General features: G+C 69.7%; 20 protein-coding genes. 11 read left to right on the top strand and 9 right to left on the bottom strand.

The window, feature by feature from the left end; genetic code table 11:
• Positions 1-25: 25 nt before the first annotated feature.
• Positions 26-412, bottom strand: a complete 387-nt coding sequence (locus ACLJRL_RS13785) for a DUF5319 domain-containing protein (protein ID WP_410656532.1) — start codon at positions 410-412, stop codon at positions 26-28.
• 134 nt (positions 413-546) lie between these two features.
• Between ACLJRL_RS13785 and guaB the strand changes: the two genes are divergently transcribed.
• From guaB to ACLJRL_RS13750, 7 genes are all read left to right on the top strand, one after another.
• Positions 547-2058: an IMP dehydrogenase gene (guaB, locus tag ACLJRL_RS13780; protein WP_410656531.1), complete on the top strand. Its 1512-nt coding sequence runs from the start codon at positions 547-549 to the stop codon at positions 2056-2058.
• Positions 2059-2139: 81 nt separating this feature from the next.
• Positions 2140-2613: a DUF3574 domain-containing protein gene (locus tag ACLJRL_RS13775; RefSeq protein WP_410656530.1), complete on the top strand. Its 474-nt coding sequence runs from the start codon at positions 2140-2142 to the stop codon at positions 2611-2613.
• A gap of 161 nt (positions 2614-2774) precedes the next feature.
• On the top strand, positions 2775-3908 hold the full coding sequence (locus tag ACLJRL_RS13770) for a GuaB3 family IMP dehydrogenase-related protein (protein ID WP_410656529.1): 1134 nt from the start codon (positions 2775-2777) through the stop codon (positions 3906-3908).
• A gap of 579 nt (positions 3909-4487) precedes the next feature.
• Positions 4488-4742: a hypothetical protein gene (locus ACLJRL_RS13765; protein WP_410656528.1), complete on the top strand. Its 255-nt coding sequence runs from the start codon at positions 4488-4490 to the stop codon at positions 4740-4742.
• 142 nt (positions 4743-4884) lie between these two features.
• Positions 4885-6591 (top strand): GMC family oxidoreductase N-terminal domain-containing protein, encoded by a 1707-nt coding sequence (locus tag ACLJRL_RS13760; RefSeq protein WP_410656527.1) that lies wholly within the window; start codon positions 4885-4887, stop codon positions 6589-6591.
• A 9-nt stretch (positions 6592-6600) separates the two neighbouring features.
• On the top strand, positions 6601-7323 hold the full coding sequence (locus ACLJRL_RS13755) for a maleylpyruvate isomerase family mycothiol-dependent enzyme (protein WP_410656526.1): 723 nt from the start codon (positions 6601-6603) through the stop codon (positions 7321-7323).
• Positions 7324-7375: 52 nt separating this feature from the next.
• Positions 7376-8830 (top strand): FAD-binding oxidoreductase, encoded by a 1455-nt coding sequence (locus tag ACLJRL_RS13750; protein ID WP_410656525.1) that lies wholly within the window; start codon positions 7376-7378, stop codon positions 8828-8830.
• Here the strand turns inward: ACLJRL_RS13750 and ACLJRL_RS13745 are convergent.
• The 3 genes from ACLJRL_RS13745 to ACLJRL_RS13735 are packed head-to-tail and all read right to left on the bottom strand — an operon-like array spanning position 8827 to position 11958.
• Positions 8827-10272, bottom strand: a complete 1446-nt coding sequence (locus ACLJRL_RS13745) for an aldehyde dehydrogenase family protein (RefSeq protein ID WP_410656524.1) — start codon at positions 10270-10272, stop codon at positions 8827-8829. The genes ACLJRL_RS13750 and ACLJRL_RS13745 overlap by 4 nt on opposite strands.
• 55 nt (positions 10273-10327) lie before the next feature.
• Positions 10328-11362 carry a zinc-dependent alcohol dehydrogenase family protein gene (locus tag ACLJRL_RS13740; RefSeq protein WP_410656523.1) on the bottom strand — a complete coding sequence of 345 codons (1035 nt, stop codon included), beginning with the start codon at positions 11360-11362 and terminating at the stop codon, positions 10328-10330.
• Between the two features lie 53 nt (positions 11363-11415).
• Positions 11416-11958 carry a DinB family protein gene (locus ACLJRL_RS13735; protein WP_410656522.1) on the bottom strand — a complete coding sequence of 181 codons (543 nt, stop codon included), beginning with the start codon at positions 11956-11958 and terminating at the stop codon, positions 11416-11418.
• A gap of 127 nt (positions 11959-12085) precedes the next feature.
• On the opposite strand from ACLJRL_RS13735, the gene guaA reads away from it, so the two are divergent.
• A complete protein-coding gene (gene guaA, locus ACLJRL_RS13730; protein WP_410656521.1) occupies positions 12086-13642 on the top strand; it encodes a glutamine-hydrolyzing GMP synthase in 1557 nt (518 codons plus the stop codon).
• Positions 13643-13820: 178 nt separating this feature from the next.
• On the opposite strand, the gene ACLJRL_RS13725 is transcribed toward guaA, so the two are convergent.
• Both ACLJRL_RS13725 and ACLJRL_RS13720 read right to left on the bottom strand, forming a co-directional pair.
• Entirely contained in the window at positions 13821-14060 is a 240-nt protein-coding gene (locus tag ACLJRL_RS13725) for a hypothetical protein (protein ID WP_410656520.1), read from the bottom strand.
• A complete protein-coding gene (locus tag ACLJRL_RS13720) occupies positions 14053-15321 on the bottom strand; it encodes a PspC domain-containing protein (protein WP_410656519.1) in 1269 nt (422 codons plus the stop codon). The genes ACLJRL_RS13725 and ACLJRL_RS13720 overlap by 8 nt, the downstream gene beginning before the upstream one ends.
• A 109-nt stretch (positions 15322-15430) precedes the next feature.
• Here ACLJRL_RS13720 and ACLJRL_RS13715 point away from each other — a divergent pair, with 109 nt between their 5' ends.
• Positions 15431-16792, top strand: coding sequence for a PspC domain-containing protein (locus tag ACLJRL_RS13715; protein ID WP_410656518.1), 1362 nt, complete (start codon positions 15431-15433; stop codon positions 16790-16792).
• Positions 16793-16799: 7 nt separating this feature from the next.
• Positions 16800-17507 carry a response regulator gene (locus ACLJRL_RS13710; protein ID WP_410656517.1) on the top strand — a complete coding sequence of 236 codons (708 nt, stop codon included), beginning with the start codon at positions 16800-16802 and terminating at the stop codon, positions 17505-17507.
• An 89-nt stretch (positions 17508-17596) separates the two neighbouring features.
• On the opposite strand, the gene ACLJRL_RS13705 is transcribed toward ACLJRL_RS13710, so the two are convergent.
• Positions 17597-17950, bottom strand: a complete 354-nt coding sequence (locus ACLJRL_RS13705; protein WP_410656516.1) for a hypothetical protein — start codon at positions 17948-17950, stop codon at positions 17597-17599.
• Positions 17947-18882: a DMT family transporter gene (locus tag ACLJRL_RS13700; protein ID WP_410656515.1), complete on the bottom strand. Its 936-nt coding sequence runs from the start codon at positions 18880-18882 to the stop codon at positions 17947-17949. The genes ACLJRL_RS13705 and ACLJRL_RS13700 overlap by 4 nt, the downstream gene beginning before the upstream one ends.
• Before the next feature lie 101 nt (positions 18883-18983).
• On the opposite strand from ACLJRL_RS13700, the gene ACLJRL_RS13695 reads away from it, so the two are divergent.
• The gene (locus ACLJRL_RS13695) at positions 18984-19883 is read left to right on the top strand and encodes a LysR family transcriptional regulator (protein WP_410656514.1); all 900 of its coding nucleotides are present in this window, start codon (positions 18984-18986) and stop codon (positions 19881-19883) included.
• On the opposite strand, the gene ACLJRL_RS13690 is transcribed toward ACLJRL_RS13695, so the two are convergent.
• Entirely contained in the window at positions 19880-20938 is a 1059-nt protein-coding gene (locus tag ACLJRL_RS13690) for a serine/threonine-protein kinase (RefSeq protein WP_410656513.1), read from the bottom strand. The genes ACLJRL_RS13695 and ACLJRL_RS13690 overlap by 4 nt on opposite strands.

Genomic DNA, 20938 nt, shown 5'->3' with positions numbered 1-20938 from the left:
CCAGGCCCTTTCGTTTTGTCAGAACTCAGTAGGCGCTCTCGTTGGCCGTGACACCGTCCGCGAAACCGCGGCAGTAGTCCCAGCTCACGTAGTCACCGGGATTCGGATCGAAGGCAGGCTCGTGGGGCCGCATGCGGCCGTCGGCGAGCAGCTGTTCGAGGCTGGCGCGCAGCAGGTGCCAGTCGTGGTAGTGGGGTTCGTCGCATTCACCACAGTCGACCACGATCCCGCGTACTCCACGCGGTTCGAGAAGCGCCTGGTAGACGGCCAGATCGGAGAGGTCGGCCAGCAGCTCTGTGCGCTCTTCGTCGCTGATCGGCTCGTCGAGCCGGTCAGTGTCGTCGATGAACGCGCGGGCCGGGTCGTCCGGGTCATCCGCGAACGGGTCTGGGGGCAACGCATCTTGCGGCACGTCTGCACGCTACCGGGCGCCCACCCGAGCCGGGCGGCCGCCCGGCCCGGATATCATGAGGGGCAGGCCCGCGCCGTGATGTCTCCAGCCACGGCGGCCCCCATTACCACCGCCAGGAAGGCCGTTCGCCTGCTATGACCAGCGACAGCGTCAACGCCCCCGTCCCGAGCAAATTCGCCATGCTCGGGCTGACCTTCGACGACGTGCTGCTGCTGCCGGCCGAGTCCGACGTGGTGCCCAGTGCGGCCAGCACCCGCACTCGGCTCTCCCGCAACGTCACCCTGAACATCCCGCTGGTTTCCGCCGCCATGGACACGGTCACCGAGGGCCGGATGGCGATCGCGATGGCGCGCCAGGGCGGGATGGGCGTGCTGCAGCGCAACCTGCCGATCGACGACCAGGCCGCCGCCGTCGAGGTCGTGAAGCGGTCCGAAGCCGGCATGGTGACCGACCCGGTCACGTGCTCGCCGGAGGACACCCTCGCCGAGGTCGACGCGCTGTGCGCGCGGTTCCGGATCTCCGGGGTGCCGGTGACCGACGCCGCCGGGAGCCTGGTCGGCATCATCACCAACCGCGACATGCGGTTCGAGGTCGACCACACCCGTGCGGTGCACGAGGTGATGACGAAGCTGCCGCTGGTCACCGCGCAGGTCGGGGTCACCGCGGAAGCCGCGCTGGGGCTGCTCCGCCGTCACAAGATCGAGAAGCTGCCGATCGTCGACGGCGCGGGCAAGCTGCGCGGCCTGATCACGGTCAAGGACTTCGTCAAGACCGAGCAGTACCCCAACGCCACGAAGGACACCAACGGCAGGCTGATCGTCGGTGCCGCCGTCGGCGTCGGCCCGGACGGGCACAAGCGCGCGATGGCGCTGGCCGACGCGGGCGTCGACGTCCTGATGGTCGACACCGCGCACGGGCACTCCCGCGCCGTCGTCGAGACTGTCGCGCTGCTGAAGAAGGAACTCGGCGAGACCGTCGACATCGTCGGCGGCAACGTCGCGACCCGGGCCGGCGCGCAGGCGCTGGTGGACGCGGGCGCGGACGGCATCAAGGTCGGTGTCGGCCCGGGCTCGATCTGCACCACCCGGATCGTCGCCGGTGTCGGCGTCCCGCAGATCTCGGCGATCTACGAAGCCGACCAGGCGGCCCGCCCGGCCGGTATCCCGGTGATCGGCGACGGTGGCATCCAGTACTCGGGTGACATCGCGAAGGCGATCGCGGCGGGCGCGTCCTCGGTCATGCTCGGCAGCCTGCTCGCGGGCACCGCCGAATCGCCAGGCGACCTGATCCTGGTCAACGGCAAGCAGTTCAAGACCTACCGCGGGATGGGCTCGCTGGGCGCCATGCAGTCGCGCGGGCAGGCGAAGTCCTACTCGAAGGACCGCTACGCCCAGGACGACGTGCTGAGCGAGGACAAGCTGGTCCCCGAAGGCATCGAAGGGCGCATCCCGTTCCGCGGGCCGCTCGCGAACGTCGTCCACCAGCTGATCGGCGGACTGCGTTCGGGCATGGGCTACGCGGGCGCGTCGACGATCCCCGAGCTGCAGGAGGCGCAGCTGGTGCGGATCACCGCGGCCGGGCTCAAGGAGAGCCACCCGCACGACATCACGATGACCGTCGAGGCGCCGAACTACACCACCCGGTAGTCCGCCCTTTAGGACACTTACGCATCCGGTTCCGTTCTCGGGAGACTTGGTCCGCTGATCAAGTCTCCCGAGAGGAAACCGATGTCTTTCTCGCTGACCGCTTCTCGACGTACCGTGCTGGCCGTCTTCGCCGCCGCGGCCCTCGGCCTCGGCGGTGGAGTGGCGGCGTCGGCCGCTCCCGCCGTCTCGCCCGCTCCGGCCGTCGAGACCGGCCTTCAGGCTTCGCCGGGTGAGCTGTGGAAGCGCACCGAGCTGTACTTCGGCACCACGAAGCCGGGCGGGGGCGAGCTGACCGACGCGGAGTTCACCGCGTTCACCGACAAGGTCGTCACCCCGCGGTTCCCGGACGGGTTCACCGAGCTGACCGGGCGCGGCCAGTGGCGCGGGGCGGACGGGGTGATCTCGCGGGAGAAGTCCAAGGTGATCGTCGTCGTGTGCCCGTTCGGCGACCGGGACGCGAACCGCGAGATCGAGGAGATCCGGACGGCGTACAAGAAGGAGTTCTCGCAGGAATCCGTCCTCCGGACCGACTCCGTCGAGAAGGTCTCCTTCTGACCCCGGGCCCGCCGTTTCGCGTTTAGCCGCCTAATCGTGAAACAGGTGGGGCAGGAGGGGCTGGTGTGACGTCGGGCCCGGTTCGGGTGCCCCGTGCGCAGGTCACCCACGCGGCCTAGCGACAATGGGGTGTAACGGTCGTCGGCGAGAAGGGACTTGACGTGCGGGATCTGGTCGAGATCGGCATGGGCCGCACCGCGCGGCGGGCGTATGACCTCGATGACGTGGAGATCGTGCCGTCGCGGCGCACCAGGTCGTCTTCGGTCGTGTCCACCGCCTGGCAGATCGACGCGTACCGGTTCGAGCTGCCGCTGGTCACCCACCCCACCGACGCGATCGTGTCGCCGGGCACCGCGGTGGCCGTGGGCGAGCTCGGCGGGCTGGGCGTCCTCAACGCCGAAGGCCTCTGGGCACGGCACCCGAACGTCGAGGACGCGATCTTCCGCCTCGTCCGGGCCGCCGAGGACACCGAGGACCCGACCGCGATCGTGCGTGAGCTGCAGGAACTGCACTCCGCCCCGATCCGGCTCGACCTGCTGTCCGAGGCGATCAAGACCGTCCGCGAGTCCGGGGTCACGGTGGCGGCGCGGGTCAGCCCGCAGCACGCCGCCGAGCTCACGCCGGACCTGCTCGCGGCCGGCGTCGAGATCCTGGTCGTGCAGGGCACGATCATCTCCGCGGAGCACGTGCAGCGTGACGTCGAGCCGCTGAACCTCAAGGACTTCATCGGACGGCTCGACGTCCCGGTGATCGCGGGCGGCGTCAGCGACTACCGCACCGCGATGCACCTGATGCGCACCGGCGCGGCCGGCGTCATCGTGGGCCACGGGGCCACCCGCGGCGTGACGAGCACCGACAGCGTGCTCGGGATCGGCACGCCGATGGCGACCGCGATCGTCGACGCCGCGGCCGCGCGCCGTGACTACCTCGACGAGACCGGCGGCCGGTACGTGCACGTGCTCGCCGACGGCGGGATGAGCGTGTCCGGCGACATCGCGAAGGCGATCGCCTGCGGTGCCGACGCGGTCATGCTGGGCGCGCCGCTGGCCGCCGCTTCCGAGGCGCCGGGTCAGGGCCTCTACTGGACCGCCGCGGCGGCACACCCGTCGCTGCCGCGTTCGCGTGTGGCCTTGGGCCCGGACTACGCCGTCGACCTCAAGACGCTGCTCTTCGGCCCGTCCGCGGACGCTGAGGGCGTCGTGAACCTCTTCGGTGCGCTTCGCCGCGCGATGGCGAAGACGGGCTACTCGGACCTGAAGGAGTTCCAGCGGGTCGGTCTGACCGTCCGCCCTTGACGCTCGCTCTCCGGCCCGGATCGCGTTTCGCCCCCTAATCGCGATCCGGGCCGCTTTGCGTCCATGCAGCCCCACCAGTCACACGTGTCCCTCCTGTTTCGCAGTTAGGCCGCAAAAGGCGCTCCGATGGGGCGTTCGGCGGTGGAGTGGAGTACCCGGGTGGGCTAGCGGACCGGCCGTAAAATGGACCTACCCGCGAAGGGTCCTTCTCGAGTTGCGACGGTCGACGTCGCGCCGATCGAGGGAGCACGCGGCGCTCTCAGCCATGCCGAGACCGGCCGGTACGGAGTTCGCTCGCGAATGTCCGTGCTTCGGCCGTGTGCCCTGAGAGGTGCCGATGAACTCCGTGGCCGTGAGCCCTGAGCACGTTCTTTGGTTGGGCGGTGCCGTCGTGGGCGGCCTGCTGACACGCTTGCTCGCACTCTTGATCGCTCTGCGAGGGAGCAGCCCGAGCGAGCGCCCGGCGATCATCCGGGCCTTGGGGGACTTCTTTCGCATCGTGCCCCGACGCCGCTGACCCCGGTCGCACGTGCCTCACCGAGTTGCGTTTCGCCCCCTAATCGCGATCCGGGCCGCTCTGTGCCGGATTCGTCCGTATCGCCGACGGCGCAGGCCGCGAGTTACACCGCCTCCCACGCCGAGGGGAAGAACCTGCTGAGGGGTGAGACCGTCTCCGTGGTCAAGAACCAGTCGGAGGTGCGCACCGCCACCTCCCCGGCCGATGGATCGACCATCAGCACGGCCTCGTTCTGCAGCAGGGGATCCTCGTACCACGGCGTGCTCGATCTGCGCGCCCCCGACGTCTTCGTCAACACGGGACCTTGGGCGTCGTGACCCTGGCGTAGTGATGTGACTGAGAGGGCTGGATGGCCGAAGTGTCATCCAGCCCCCTCTTTCGTCGTGCAGACGGGTGGAAGGTGACTGGCCGGTAACTTACCTCTGGTCAGGAGGAGTGGGCGGGGTTACAGTCGAGGGTGTGACTGCCAGTAACACCACCACTGAAGACGCCTTCGACTACGACGTGATCGTCGTCGGCTCCGGGTTCGGCGGCAGTGTCGCCGCCCTGCGCCTGACGGAGAAGGGCTATCGCGTGGCCGTCATCGAGGCGGGCCGCCGCTTCGCCGACGACGAGTTCGCGAAGACGTCCTGGGACCTTCGCCGCTACGTCTGGGCGCCCCAGGTCGGCTGCTTCGGCATCCAGCGCATCCACATGCTCAAGGACGTCATGGTGCTCGCCGGCGCGGGCGTCGGCGGCGGCTCGCTGGTCTACGCGAACACGCTGTACCGGCCGCTGAGGCCGTTCTACGTCGACCCGCAGTGGTCTCACATCACCGACTGGGAGTCCGAGCTCGGCCCGCACTACGAGCAGGCCAGCCGCATGCTGGGTGTCGTCACCAACCCCAGCGTCACGCCGTCGGACGTCGTGATGAAGGGCGTCGCCGAGGACATGGGCGTCCCCGAGTCGTACCACCCGACGCCGGTCGGCGTGTACTTCGGCAAGCCGGGGGAGCGCACCGAGGACCCGTACTTCGGTGGCGCGGGCCCGGCTCGCACCGGCTGTACCGAATGCGGCGCCTGTATGACCGGCTGCCGCGTCGGCGCCAAGAACACGCTGGTCAAGAACTATCTGTACCTCGCGGAGAAGGACGGCGCGCAGGTCATCCCGCTCACCACGGTGAGCGCGATCAGGCCGCTGAACGCAGGTGGCTACGAGGTGAGCATCAAGAAGACGGGGACGACCTCGCGGAAGTTCCGGCACAAGCTCACCGCCGGGCAGGTGGTGCTCGCCGCCGGCACCTGGGGCACGCAGAACCTGCTCCACAGCATGCGCGACACGGCCAACCTGCCGAAGCTCTCGCCGAAGCTCGGCGAACTGACCCGCACCAACTCCGAGGCCATCATCGGCGCCGCCCGCACCTCGGTGGACGAGGACCGGAACTTCAGCCGCGGCGTCGCGATCACGTCGTCGATCCACCCCGACGACAACACGCATATCGAGCCCGTCCGCTATGGCAAGGGCAGCAACGCGATGAGCCTGCTCCAGACCATCGCGACCGAGGGCGATTCGGCGGTCCCGCGCTGGCGCCAGGCGGTGAACTTCATGGTCAAGCACCCCGTCCAGACGGTCCGGCTGCTCAACGGCTACCGCTGGAGCGAGCGCACGGTGATCCTGCTGGTGATGCAGAGCCTCGACAACTCCATCACCACCTACACCAAGCGTGGTCTCTTCGGCCGCCGCAAGTACACGTCGAAGCAGGGCCACGGCGAGCCGAACCCCAGCTTCATCCCCGCCGGGCACGAAGCCAACCTCCGCACCGCCGAGCGCATCGGCGGGATGGCGGGCGGCACCTGGGGCGAGATCTTCGACATCCCGCTCACCGCGCACTTCATCGGCGGCGCACCGATCGGCACGGCGGCCGACAACGGCGTGATCGACCCGTACCACCGGGTCTTCAACTACCCCGGTATGTCCATTGTGGATGGATCGGCGATCACCGCGAACCTCGGCGTGAATCCCTCGCTCACCATCACCGCGCAGGCCGAGCGGGCGTTCTCACTGTGGCCCAACAAGGGCGAAACGGACAGCCGGCCGTCGCAGGACTCCCCGTATGCGCGGCTCGAGCCGATCGCGCCGAAGAACCCCTCTGTTCCGGCGGACGCACCGGCGGCCCTGCGGCGGTAAGTTGGGGGCGTGACAGCCTCCGAACGTGCGCACGTCCTGCTGGCCCGCGTACTCGCTCTGCACGACGAATGGGCCCTCGTGGCCCGCGGGCTCGACGAGACGGCCTTGCACGCTCCCAGCGCGCTTCCCGGCTGGGCGAGGGCGCACCTGCTGTCGCACGTCGCGCGCAACGCCGATGGCCTCGGCAACCTGCTCGCCTGGGCGAAGACCGGCGTGGAGACGCCGATGTACGCCACCGCCACGGAGCGGGACGAGGGGATCGAGGCCGGTGCCGATCGCAGTCTCGCGGAGATCGCCGACGACGTCGTCGCCTCGGGCGAGCGGTTCACGGACCTGGCCGCGTCCCTGAAGGACGAGGCGTGGACCGGCGAGGCACGTGACCGGCAGGGCAGGCCGATCACCGGCGAAGGCGTGTTGCGCAAGCGGCTCGCCGAAGCCTCGATCCACCTGGCCGACCTGGACCTCGGCTACGACTTCGCCCGCGTCGCCGGGCTGCTCGGAAATGAGTTCGAAGTGGTCGTGAGCAGCGCGATCGGGTCGTACGGCGAGGGACTGCCGTCCGTCCTCGTGGTCGCCGCCGACAGCGACGGGACGCGGCACGAGTGGCGGATGGGCACCGGCGATCCGGTCACCGTGACCGGCACGCCGGGTGACGTCCTGGCCTGGATCACCGGCCGTTCCGACGGATCCACTTTGGACGGTCAAGCGCCGTCGTTGCCGCACTGGCTGTGACCCGCTCGGGTGAACACGGCAACCTCGTCGCGGGTCGCACGTCTTCACAGACATGAAGCTGGGGCGAAGGACGTTCCTCAAGCTCGCCGGTGCGACCGCGGTCGGGGCGGCCGCGACGGCGTGCTCTGCCGCGCCTCCGGCGTCAACGCCCTCCTCCGCGCCCGGGACCTCGTTACCGCCGAGCACCAGCGTCGCACCGCCGACCGGTCCGCCGGACTGGGAGGCGCTGCGAAACAAGGTTTCGCTGCTGCTCCCGGGGGATTCCGGCTACGACAACGCCAAACGCGTGTTCAATCCCGCTTTCGACGGCCTCAAGCCCGCCGCGATCGCGAAGTGCGCGAGACCTGAAGACGTCCAGGCCGGTGTGTCCGCGGCCGCGCTGCGTGTGCCGATCGCCGCGCGCGCCGGTGGGCACAGCTACGCCGGATACTCCGTTCCGGACGGCGGGCTCATGCTCGACCTCGGCGCGATGTCCTCAGTGGACGTTCAGGGCGAACAGGCCGTGATCGGCGCCGGCGCGAAATTGAAGGACGTCTACGCCGCACTCGGTCGTGCGGGCCGTTGCCTGCCCGCGGGTTCCTGTCCCAGCGTCGGGATCGCCGGGCTGGCACTCGGCGGCGGGATCGGTGTCCTCTCCCGCAAATACGGACTCACCTGCGATCATCTGGTGTCCGCACAAGTCGTTACGGCGGACGGGAAACTCCGGACCGCTTCGGCGGATTCCGAACCGGACCTGTTCTGGGCTCTGCGGGGTGGAGGCGGCGGGAACTTCGGGGTCGTCACCTCGTTCACCTTCCGTACCGATCCCGCTCCCTCGGCCGTTTCGGTGTTCTCACTGCATTTCCCGGCCGGTAGCGCGAACGAGGTCCTCGCCGAATGGCAGCGATGGCTTCCGGAAGCGCCGCCGGAGTTGTGGGCCAACGTCGTCCTGTCGGGTGGATCACCGGTCGGAGTTCGGGTTTCCGGTTGCTACGTAGGCGATTCCGCTTCGCTGGGCAAGGTTCTGAACAGCTTCGCGGGAAGGACCGGCGCTACGAAGACGGTCAAGCAACTCGACTTTCTCGGTGCCATGAAGTACTTCTCCGGCAGCGAGAACCGACAGTCCTTTGTGGCCTCTTCTCGCATCATCGGCGAACCGGTGGATCCGGCGAAGCTGACGTCGGCAGTTACCGGCAGGCGTGGAATGGACCTGTTGATCGACGGCCTCGGCGGCGCGGTCGCCGACGTCGCGCCGGACGCGACAGCCTTCTGGCATCGGAAAGCCATCGGGAGCGTGCAGATCTACAGCCAGGCGGACGTGCGAAACCGTTCCGTGGCAACGGACTCCGTCGCCGAAGTGGTGAACGGGATCGGACTGGGCGGGGGCTACGTCAACTACATCGACCCCGCCCTGCCCGACTGGATGACGGCCTACTACGGCGACAACGCCACCCGCCTCAAGCAGGTGGCGAAGACCTACGATCCGGACAAGGTGTTCGGGTTCGCGCAGGCCGTCACCCCCGCCTAAAGATCGATGCCGGTGAAGACGGTGACCCTTTCCTCGGTGAGGTCGTGCATCGCGGCGAGCACGCCTTCCCTGCCGACACCCGATCCCTTGACACCGCCATAGGGCATCTGGTCCGCACGGTAGGACGGGACGTCGCCGATGATCACGCCGCCGACTTCGAGCTCGGTGGACGCGTAGAAGGCGAGATGCACGTCGCGGGTGAACACTCCGGCCTGCAATCCGTACGCGGATTCGTTCACCGAAGCGAAAGCCTCGTCGACTCCCTCCACAATGGACACTGCGAGCACTGGTCCGAAGATCTCTTCCGACCAGGCCTTTGTGGACGGTGGGACGTCGGTGAGCACGGTCGGCTCCACGGTCGCCCCGTCTCGTTTGCCGCCGGTGAGGATCTTCGCGCCCGCGGCGACGGCCTCGTCGATCCAGGCCACGATCCGTTCCGCGGCCGCCTCGTCGACGACCGGTCCCACGTCGGTGTTCTTGTCGTAGGGATCGCCTGTTCGCTGTGACTGCACCGCTTCCACCAACGCCGGTACGAATTCTTCGGCGACCTCGCGTTCGACGATCACGCGCTGCACCGCGATACACGACTGCCCGGCCTGGTAGTTGCCGAAGGTCGCGATGCGGTGCGCCGCGCCCTCGGGGTCCGGCCAATCGCGGAGCACCACGGCGGCCGCGTTGCCGCCGAGTTCGAGCACGATGTGCTTGCGCGGCGCGGCGTCCGCCAGCGACCAGCCGACCGGGCCCGAACCGGTGAACGACACGACGGGCAGCCTCGGGTCGGCGACCAGCGCCGAAGTCTCCTCGTTGCCGAGCGGCAGCACTGAGAACGCGCCTTCCGGAAGCTCCGTCTCGGCCAGGATCTCGCCGAGGATCAGGGCGGAGAGGGGGGTGCGCGGCGCGGGTTTGACGATGATCGGCGCCCCGACCGCGAGCGACGGCGCGACCTTGTGCGCCACCAGGTTCAGCGGGAAGTTGAACGGCGCGATGCCCAGGACCGGGCCGCGCGGGATGCGGCGGGTGAGCGCCAGCCTGCCCTCGCCCGCAGGGTCGGTGTCGAGGCGCTGCAGGTCGCCGCTGAACCGGCGGGCCTCTTCGGCCGCGATCCGGAATACCGACACCGCGCGCCGCACCTCGGCGTCCGCCCACTTCAGCGGTTTGCCGTTCTCGGCGGTGATGACTTCGGCGATCTCCTCGGCCCGGCCGGCGAGGACCCGCGAAACATGGTCGAGCGCCGCGGCGCGGGAGTGCGCCGGGGATCGCCGGAACTCCTTCGCGACGCTCGCCGCCGCGCTCACCGCGCGTTCGACCTGCTCCGGGCCGGGCACCGCGACGGTGGCGACTTCACTTCCGTCGAAGGGGTGGTGCACGGTAAGCGTCGAGGCGCCCTGCTCGGGGCGTCCGGCGATCCAGGCCGGGCGCGGTTCCGGAGTGATCATGTCCATACGTGACAAGGTATTCCGAGTGGGTGTCCGCCGTGTGAACACCCACCCGACCGAGTCACGGTTTCACGAGCACCTTCAGCGCTTCGCGGTCCGCCATCGCGCGGTAGCCGTCGGGAACCTCTTCGAGCCCGATCGTCCGGTCGAAGACCTTGCCCGGCTGGTACCGGCCTTCGACGACGTCGTCGAGCAGTTCGGGAATGTAGTGACGCGCGGGGGCGACGCCGCCGGTGACGGTGATGTTGCGGCGGAACAGCGGCGGGCCGATCGGGCCCTCGTCGTACTGCGGCACGCCGACGCGGCTGATCGTCCCGCCCGCGCGAACGGCGCCGACACCCATCTCGAAGGCGGGCTTCGTGCCGACGCATTCGAGGACGGTGTGGGTGCCTTCGCCGTTCGTCAGGTCGCGGACCTTCTCGATGCCCTCGTCGCCGCGCTCGGAGACGACGTCGGTCGCGCCGAACTCGCGGCCGAGATCGGTGCGGGTCTGGTGGCGGCCCATCAGGATGACGCGCTCGGCGCCGAGGCGCTTCGCGGCGAGGACCGCGGAGAGCCCGACGGCGCCGTCGCCGATGACGGTGACCGTGGTGCGCTCGTTCACGCCCGCCTTGACCGCGGCGTGGTGGCCGGTCGGGAACACGTCGGCGAGGGTGACGAGCGAGGCGAGCAGGTCGTCGTCCTCGGTGTGCGGCAGTTTCACCAGCGTGCCGTCGGCCTGCGGGACGCGGACGGCCTCGCCCTGGCCTGCGTCGACGCCCTTCGCACCCCAGAAGCCGCCGTGCAGGCAGGAGGTGTGGAGGCCTTCGCGGCAGAACTGGCAGGTGTTGTCGGAGTAGACGAACGGCGCGACGACCAGGTCACCCGTTCTGACCGTGGTGACGTCGGCGCCGACAGCTTCGACGATGCCGAGGAACTCGTGGCCGATCCGGACGCCTCGGTCCCTGGCGGGCATGCTGCCGTAGGGCCAGAGGTCACTGCCGCAGATGCACGCGCGGACGACGCGGAGGACGGCGTCGGTCGGCTCGCTCAGCTTCGGGTCCGGGACGGTCTCGACGCGGACGTCGCCCGCGCCGTAGATGACGGTCGCTCGCAAGACTGGGTCCCTTCGTCGGCTCGCCTCAGTATGGGCGCGTCGCGTTTAGCCCGCTAAACGCGAGCTGTGCGAGACGACCGATAGAGGTCGCGAAGCAGGAGGACCTCGGCGCCGTGGTGGATGACCTCCCGGTTGATGTGCAGGACGAGCGCTCCGAACGGGTACTTCGCGTAGGGGCCTTCGGCCTCGCCGCACGGCCGCTCGAGGTCTTCGGCGGTGAGGGTGCGGACGCCGTCGCGCCAGCGTGCGTAGGCGTCGTCGAGCTGCTTCAGGGCTTCTTTGGCGGAGGCCGTGTAGGGGAAGGTCAGGTAGTCGGTGGCCGGGCCGTCGAAGTGCGACGCGTTCCTCATGGCGAGGACGCCGATGATGATGTGGTTCAGCCGCCAGGCGATCGTCGTCACCGGCGGCGGTGAGGGCGCCGGATACTCCCAGTCGATCATGAGACCGCCGTTTTCATCCGCCCGGATCGTCCAGCAGTCTTCGGCGGGTTCCCAGAGGTATTCGTCGTCGGTGAGGGTGTCGAGGCCGGGTCGGAGCTGCTCCTTCCAGTGCCAGTCGAGCTGCTCGGACAGTTCGGCGGTCCAGTCGATGCTCATGCCCTCGGACGGTAGGCCCCATCGCGGTCACCTACCGCCCTGAATGACGTGGGGGTTGGCGGCGGGGTGACCCGGCCCACCTGGGACGATGGTGGGGAAGCGTGCTGCTCTGATCTGGAGGTTTCAGGTGCCCAGTCCCACCGGTCCGGTAATCGTCGTGGACTTCGGGGCGCAGTACGCGCAGCTCATCGCGCGCCGTGTGCGCGAGGCTCAGGTGTACTCCGAGGTCGTCCCGCACACCGCCACCGCCGAGGACATCCTCGCGAAGGACCCGGCGGCGATCATCCTTTCGGGTGGACCGTCCAGCGTGTATGCGGAGAACGCCCCCGCGCTCGCCCCCGGCCTGGTCGACGCCGGCGTGCCGATCCTCGGCATCTGCTACGGCCACCAGGTGCTCGCGCAGGCCCTGGGCGGCACGGTCGAGCCGACCGGGACCCGCGAATTCGGCCGCACCGAGGTCCGCGTCGCCGGGGAAGGCGGTGTCCTGCACGCCGGGCTCCCGGAGCTCCAGCCCGCCTGGATGAGCCACAACGACAGCGTGACCAAAGCCCCCGAGGGCGCCACCGTGACCGCGTCCAGCGAGGGCGCCGCTGTCGCCGGCTTCGAAGACGTGAAGCGCCGCTTCGCCGGCGTCCAGTACCACCCCGAGGTCCACCACTCGCCGCACGGCCAAGAGGTGCTCCGCCGCTTCCTGCACGACATCGCGGGCATCCGGCCGCAGTGGACGACGTCGTCCATCGTCGACGACCAGGTCAAGCGCATCGCCGAGCAGGTCGGCGACGGCCGCGCGATCTGCGGGCTTTCCGGCGGTGTCGACTCGGCCGTGGCCGCCGCGCTGGTGCAGCGCGCCATCGGCGACCGGCTGACCTGCGTGTTCGTCGACCACGGTCTGCTGCGCTCGGGCGAGCGCACCCAGGTCGAGCGCGATTTCGTCGCCGCCACCGGGGTCAACCTGGTCACCATCGACGCGCGCGAGCGGTTCCTCGACGCGCTGGCCGGGGTCACCGACCCCGAGGAAAAGCGCAAGATCATCGGCCGCGAGTTCATCCGCGTGTTCGAGCAGGCCGAGCGCGACCTCAAGGCCGAGGGCGACTACAAGTTCCTGGTCCAGGGCACGCTCTACCCGGACGTCGTCGAGTCCGGCGGCGGCGAGGGCGCGGCGAACATCAAGAGCCACCACAACGTCGGCGGCCTGCCCGACGACCTGCAGTTCGAGCTCGTCGAGCCGCTGCGCCTCCTGTTCAAGGACGAGGTGCGGCGCGTCGGGCTGGAGGTCGGGCTGCCCGAGACGATCGTCCAGCGGCAGCCGTTCCCCGGCCCGGGGCTCGGCATCCGGATCATCGGCGCCGTCGACGCCGAGCGGCTCGAGACGCTGCGCGCGGCGGACGCCATCGCCCGCGAGGAGCTGACCGCGGCCGGGCTGGACCGCGCGATCTGGCAGTGCCCGGTGGTGCTGCTCGCCGACGTCCGCAGTGTCGGTGTCCAGGGCGACGGGCGCACGTACGGGCACCCGATCGTGCTGCGGCCGGTGTCGTCCGAGGACGCGATGACCGCGGACTGGACGCGCCTGCCCTACGAGGTGCTGGAGCGGATCTCGACCCGCATCACGAACGAGGTCGCCGAGGTGAACCGCGTGGTCCTGGACGTCACGTCCAAGCCGCCGGGCACCATCGAGTGGGAGTGACCCGTACCCGTCCGGACCTGCGTTTAGCGGCCTAAGTGCGATCTGGCCGCCTGGGGCATCGAGGCGACCCCGGATCGCGATTTGGGGGCTAAACGCAAGTCCTCCCGCAGGTGGACATGGCGAAGGCCCCGGCGAGGGGCCGGGGCCTTCGGGTGGGAGTGGTTCGTGAGGCGCGCCGCTAGCGGCGGCTCTTGCGCACCGAAGCGGCCAGCAGCAGGACGCCGACGAAGATCGCCCCGCCCGCCATCACCCAGCGGAAGTCGAACTGCGGCAGCCAGGACGCGCCGTCCGAGAGGACGTAGCCCGACACCAGCAGCGTCGCGATCCCGACGATCAGGGTGAACACGTCCACCCCGCGCTTCGCCGGTTGAGCCGACTGAGTCGCGCTGTCGTAATTGTCGTAGTCGTACTCAGCCACGACGCACCTCCACGTTTCCGACGCCGTTCTTGACCTGCAGGACGATCTTCTGGCCGGTGGTGCCCGGCGAGGTGAAGTCGACGGTGTCCAGGCCGACTCCCGAGCTGTTCTGGCCGAGACAGTCGATGTCGCCGGCCTCGGTCTCGCAGATGACGGCCACTTCGGCTCCCTGGGGCACGATGACCGTCGAGTTGCCGGCACCGTTGGTGATCTTCGTGGTGACGGGTGTCCCGGCGGGCAGCTTGGTCAGGTCGATGTCGATGTCCCCGGCCGAGCGGTGGTATTCCGGCCGCACCTCGGACGCCTGGTACGGCGTCGCCTTCAGGTCACCGAGGCCGCCCTGGGCCGAGAAGTTCTCGAACGGGATCGTGGTCAGCGCCATCCCGGCGATCGCCAGCGGCACCGCCAGCCCGATCAGCCCGCGACCGCCCCGGACGAACGAACCGGCCACCAGCCCGATCCCGACCACGGCCAGGGTCAGCCCGACGACGTGCTGCACGGTGAACCACGACTGGCCGTCCAGGTTCAGGACGACACCCGCACCGGCGACCAGCAGGGCGATCCCGAACGTCGCGCCACCGATCTTCGACTTCCGGCGGCGCGGCATCGGCGACGCGGGAGGCGGAGGCGGGCTCTGCGGCGGCAGGCCACCGGACGGCGACCCGGTGGGCAGATCCCAAGCGGCCGGATCGGCCGAGAGCGGGTCCCAGCTGCCGTCCGCCGCCGTCGCGGCCGGTGCCGACGCCGACGACATCGAGAACGCGGCGGTGGGATACGCCGGAGCGGGCATCACCGGCCGGTTGAACTGGCCGCGGTTGCGGTGCAGCAGGTACAGCGCGACGGCCATCAGCGCGAAACCGATCAGCCCGGTGCCGTCGGTCAGCCAGCCGCCGCTGAAGGTCCAGGTGAGACCGGGGAACAGCAGAACGATCAGCAGCACCGTGAACGCCGACGAAATCGACGAGCGGCCGCGGCCGATCAGGCCCTCGGCGGCGGACACCCGGTCGCCCTCCTGCGGCAGGAACAACCAGCCCAGCAGGTAGACGAAGACACCGAAACCGCCGAACACGGTCGCGGCGACCAGCGCCACCCGGATCACGATCGGGTCGATGCCGTACCGGTTGCCGATCGCGGCCGCCACGCCGGCCACCTTGCGGCCGTGCGCCGGGCGGACCGGCCTGCTCCGCCAGAAATCCTTGACGGTCTCTTCGAAACCGGCCATCGGGCTCGGCTTCGGTGTCTGTGTCTCACTCCCACTCATGCACTAAAGAATGCGCCCGGCGCCGGGTGCACACATCCGGGATCGTCCCTGAGGTTTCCCCAGGCGGAAGAGTCAGGGGTTTCCCCGATGGATCAGCGGTGCACTCCGTGTGACCATGGAGAACGTGCAGGAATCCGCCCCCCACGACATCGCCGAGCAGGTGCCGCCGACGATCATCGAGCGCCCCCTTCCGGTGCCCGTGCCCGGCAGTCTGCCCTCGACGCCGATCGATCCGCCCAAGATGTTCCGCCGCCGCTCCGGCCGCGCCATCGCGGGTGTCGCCGGCGGTCTCGCCGATCACCTCGGCGTCAAGGTGCTCTGGGTCCGGACCGCGTTCGCCTTGCTGGCCGCGCTCAACGGCGTCGGCCTCCTCGCGTATGGCCTGCTCTGGGTCTTCGTGCAGCAGGCCGTCCGCGAGGAGACCGCGCCGGACAAGGCGACGCCGAAAGAGAAGCAGCAGGCCTTCGGTCTGATGGCGCTCGGCGTCGGTCTCGCCGTCGCCAGTGGAACGCTGACCGGGTTCATCAGCGGCTGGGTCGCCATCCCGCTCGCGCTGGCCATGATCGGTGCGGCGGTCGTCTGGCGTGAGGCCGACGAGTCACAGCGGAGACGCTGGCGCACCGGCGCGAAGGGCGGCGTGGCCGGGGCGTTCCTCGGGGGCGGCGGCTGGTCGGCCGCGATCCGCGTGGTCGCGGGCGTCGCGCTGGTGATGACCGGGATCGGCGTGGTCGTCCTGCAGAGCGGCAGCATCGACCAGGTCAAGTTCGCGCTGGTCGCGGTGTTCGCGACGCTGTTCGGGGTGGCCGTGCTGACCGTCCCGTTCTGGCTGCGCCTGGTCCGTGACCTCTCCGACGAGCGCACCGCCCGCGTCCGCACCGACGAGCGCGCCGAGATCGCCGCGCACCTGCACGACTCGGTCCTGCAGACGCTGGCCCTGATCCAGAAGCAGTCGGAATCACCGCGTGAGGTCGCGAGGCTCGCGCGCGGGCAGGAACGTGAGCTGCGGGGGTGGCTGTACGGGCCGTCGGGGTACGGCAAGAGCCAGAAGACCGAAGAAGAGGCCATCAGCGGCCAGCTGTCCGAGGTGCTCGCGGCCGCCTGCGGCGAGGTCGAAGACGCCTTCGCCATCTCGGTGCAGCAGGTCGTCGTGGGGGAGGCCACGCTGAACGAACCGCTGACCGCGCTGGTCCAGGCGGCGCGCGAGGCGATCGTCAACGCCGCCAAGCACGCCGGCGTCGACGAGGTCAGTGTGTACGCCGAGGTCGAGCCGACAGCGGTGACGGTGTTCGTGCGCGACCGGGGCAAGGGGTTCGACCCCGACGTCGTCCCCGCGGACAGGCACGGGCTCGCCGATTCCATCCGGGGGCGGATGGAACGGCACGGGGGTAAGTGCAAGGTGCGGACCGCACCGGGTGAAGGAACCGAGGTTCAGCTGGAGATGCCGGTCAAGGCGGGGAAGGGTTCGGCGTGAGGTCGCTATGCTCAGGGGACAGGGCGAGCGAGGGAGCATCGTGACGGAGAACCAGCAGACGCGGGAGCCGGTCAAGGTCTTCCTCGTCGACGACCACGCGCTCTTCCGCGCCGGCGTGCGCACCGAACTGGACTCGATCACCGACGACGTACGCGTGGTCGGCGAGGCGGGTTCGGTGGCCGAGGCGGTGGCGGGGATCGCGAGGACCAAACCGCAGGTCGTGTTGCTCGACGTGCACATGCCGGACGGCGGCGGCGCCGAAGTGCTCCGCCGGGTCCGCCCGGACCTGCCGGACGTCGTGTTCCTCGCGCTTTCGGTCTCCGACGCCGCCGAAGACGTGATCGCCGTGATCCGCGCGGGGGCGCGGGGCTACGTCACGAAGACCATCTCGTCGAAGGAACTGGTGCGCGCGGTCGTGCGGGTCTCCGACGGTGACGCGGTGTTCTCGCCGCGGCTGGCCGGGTTCGTGCTCGACGCGTTCGCCGACCGGCCGGGTTCCGCGCCGATCAGCGACCCGGATCTGGACCTGCTGACCCCGCGGGAACGCGACGTGCTGCGGCTGCTCGCGCGCGGGTACGCGTACAAGGAGATCGCGTCCGAGCTGTTCATCTCGGTAAAGACTGTCGAGACGCACGTGTCGAGCGTTCTGCGTAAGACGCAGCTCTCGAACCGGTACGAGCTTTCGCGCTGGGCGTCCGACCGCCGTCTCGTCTAGCCGGATCGCGTTTAGCCCGCTAAACGCGATCGCGCCGGGGCCCGGGAGTCGTGCCGGGCTCAGATCGCGATTAGGGGGCTAAACGCAGGTCAGGCGGGTCGCCGGAATTCGCGGGTGACCTCGATCTTCCCCACGATGTGCGTGTTGAACTCGGCGAGCTCCTCGGCCGGGACCCAGAGCTCCAGGATCGTCTTCCCGCCCGCTTGCTGGACGGGGTACCGCGCGACGAAGTCGGTCTCGACCTCGAACCGCGTCACGAACCCCACGCCGTCGTGCGGCACGTTCCAGTCGCGGGCGATCTTGATCGCGTAGTCCTCGTTGAGCACCGGGTAGAAGATCGGCTGGTCCGGCAGCCGCGGCGGCCACTCCCGCCAGCCCGACTCGCGTACGAGGTCGAGCTCGGCCGGGCCCGTCGGCCGCCACAACGTCGTCGTCTCGGTCATGGGGTCTCCGCGGCGGCGAGGGGGCGCTCTGGCGCCGGGGCGGTAGCAAAGGTCCCCCGCTCCTTCGGGCGGAGGCGGGTCAGGGCGACGCCGCCCAGCACGACGACCATCCCGGCGATCACCCGGAAACTCAGCTCCTCGTGCAGGAACACCGCGCCCAGCAGCACCGACACGATCGGCAGCAGATATCCGACGATCGAAGCGGCGACGGCGCCTTCGCTCGCGAGGAGCTGGTAGTTCAGCGCGAACGCGATCCCGGTCGAGCCGATGCCCAGGACCACGATCGCGGCGATCGCGCCGGCGCTCAGGTTCACCGGCTCGAATCCGCCCATCGGCAGCGCCAGCACCAGGAACCCGGTCGCGAGCAGCATCTGCCCGCCGGCCAGTGCCATCGGCGAGTCACCGGTGCCGGTCAGGTACTTGCCCTCGTAGACGAACGCGAACCCGTAGCTCGCGGCCGCCGCGAGGCAGGCCAGGGCGCCCCAGCTGAGCAGGCCCGATGCCTGCCATGGCGCGAAGATCAGCAGGATCCCGGTGAGTCCGACGATGAGCCCGGCGGCCCGGACCGCGGTCATCTTCGTCCGTGAGCCCAGCATCGGCGCGGCGAGCAGCACCCACAGCGGCGTCGTCGAGTTCAGCACCCCGGTGATCCCGGAATCGACGGTCAGCTCACCCCACGCGAACAGTAGGAACGGCAGCGCGTTGTGGAAGAACGCCGCGACGGCCAGATGTCCCCAGACCCGCCGCTGCGACGGGAGCCTGTCGCGTCCCAGGTAGCAGAGGCCGATCAGGACGACGGCCCCGAGCGTCACCCTCGCCAGCACCAGCTGCACCGGGGAGAACGCCCCCAGCCCGATTTTGATCCAGAAGAAACTCGATCCCCACATGAGCGCCAACGCGCCGATCCGCAGCAGGGTCTTGGTCTCGCCCACCCCAGTCCTCCTTCGTGACCGGCTCAGCTTCGCCGCGTCGACGCGTAAGGACAAGCGAAAATTACTGCAGGCATCCTTAAGAAGAACTGTAAGATCGGGCCATGCTCGACGTCCGCCGAATGCAGGTCCTCCGAGCCGTGATCAGCAGCGGCTCGATCACGGCCGCCGCCCGGAACCTGGGCTACACGCCTTCCGCGATCAGCCAGCAGTTGTCCACCCTGGAAAGGGAAGCGGGTGTCGAACTGCTCGAACGCGTCGGACGCGGTGTGCGGCCGACCCCGGCCGGTTCGTTGCTGTCCGAACACGCGGAAACGCTGAGCACCCAGCTCGCCAAGGCCGAGGCGGCGCTCACCGAACTCAAGGAAGGCCGCACCGGCAGGCTCGCGATCCGCTACTTCGCCACGGCAGGCGCCTCGCTGGTCCCGCTGGCCGTCGCCGCGCTGCGCCAGGACTTCCCGGGTGTCCGCCTCGATCTGAAGCTGGTCGAGCCCGACGATTCGATGCCCGACATCGAGTCGGGCAAGGCCGACGTCGCGATGATCGTGCTCCCGACCAGCACTCCCCGGGTCAAGGGCGTCGAGTACATCCATCTGCTGGACGACCCGTATCGCGCGATCCTGCCGAAGAACCACCGGCTCGCCCGCAAACGCGTACTGGATCTCGCGGAACTCGCCGAAGACCCGTGGGTCGGCGTCGACGGTCTCCCGGGAGCCTGCCGCGACATCCTGCTCGACGCCTGCGGCGCGGCCGGATTCTCGCCGAACCATGTCGTCGAATCCGAGGATTACCAGACGGCACAAGGGTTCGTGGCCGCCGGGCTCGGCGTCGCGCTGATCCCGGAACTGGGCCTCGGCGCCCCGCACCCCGGCGTCGCCATCCGCAAGGTCCGCCGCCCCGACCCGGTGCGGTCCATCCACGCCGCCGTCGCCGCGCACGCCAGGAATCACCCCGCGGTACGACGGTTCCTCTCAGCGATCCGCGAAGCCGCGAAGGCCGGCTAGATCAAGAAGAGTTCGGCGAACAGCACGCCGACGAGGATCGCCACCACGACGGCTCCGGCCGTGATCAGCCATTTCCGGGTGTCGGCCGACTTCGTCGTGGCCGGAGGGGCCGGCGCGGGCGCGTACTGCGTCTGCGGCGGGAACTGCTGGTGCGGCGGCTGATACTGAGGCTGATGCTGCGGGAACTGCTGCTGCGCCTGGGGGATCTGCTGGTGAGGCGCCTGCTGCTGGGGGAACGGCGCCGACGCCACCCGGACCGTCGGCATCGCGGGCGCGGTCGGCGGGATGAACGCCGTCTGGCGCCCCTCCGTGATCGCGCCCAGCGAACGGACGGTGTCGGCCATCGTCGGCCGCGAATCCGGCTCCGCCCGCAGCATCTTGCGCAGCGCGCCGGCCAGCGGCCCGGCGGTCTGCGGTGGCCGCTCCGACGATTCGCCGTCCTCACCGAACGGCGGCACGCCCTCGACGGCCGTGTACAGCGTCGCGCCCAGCGAGAACACATCGGACGCCGACGTCGCCGGTTCACCGCGCGCCACCTCGGGCGCCCGGTAGGCGGCGGTCGCACCGCCACCGGTGATGCCGATGTCGGTGAGCTTCACGCCGCCGTCGTCGGCCAGGAGCACCGTGCCCGGCTCGACGGTCCGGTGCACCACCCCGCCCTCGTGCATCGCGGCCAGCGCCCGGCCGAGCATGATGCCCAGCGTGGCGGCCTGTTCCGCGGTCAGCCTGCCGTGCTCGGCCAGGAACGTCGCCATCCCGCGTGACGGGATGTACTCCATCACCAGCCAGACGTCCGGCCCCTCGGGCAGCACGTCGTACACCTTGATCGCGGTCGCGTGCTCGAACTTGGCCGCGACCTTGCCCTCTTGGACTACGACGGCCTTGGCCTGCTCGGCCCGGTCCGGCGGCAGGCCGACGGGCAGGTACATGCGCTTCATCGCGACCGTGCGGAGCAGTCGCGTGTCGAACGCCAGCCACACGATGCCCGCCCGGCCACGCCCGATGGGCTGGTCCAGGCGGTAGCGGCCGCCGACGATGGAACCTTCAGAACTCAA

The sequence above is a fragment of the Amycolatopsis sp. lyj-112 genome (genome assembly GCF_046549055.1).
GTDB lineage: Bacteria > Actinomycetota > Actinomycetes > Mycobacteriales > Pseudonocardiaceae > Amycolatopsis.
This window is presented reverse-complemented; position numbering and strand designations above follow the sequence as displayed.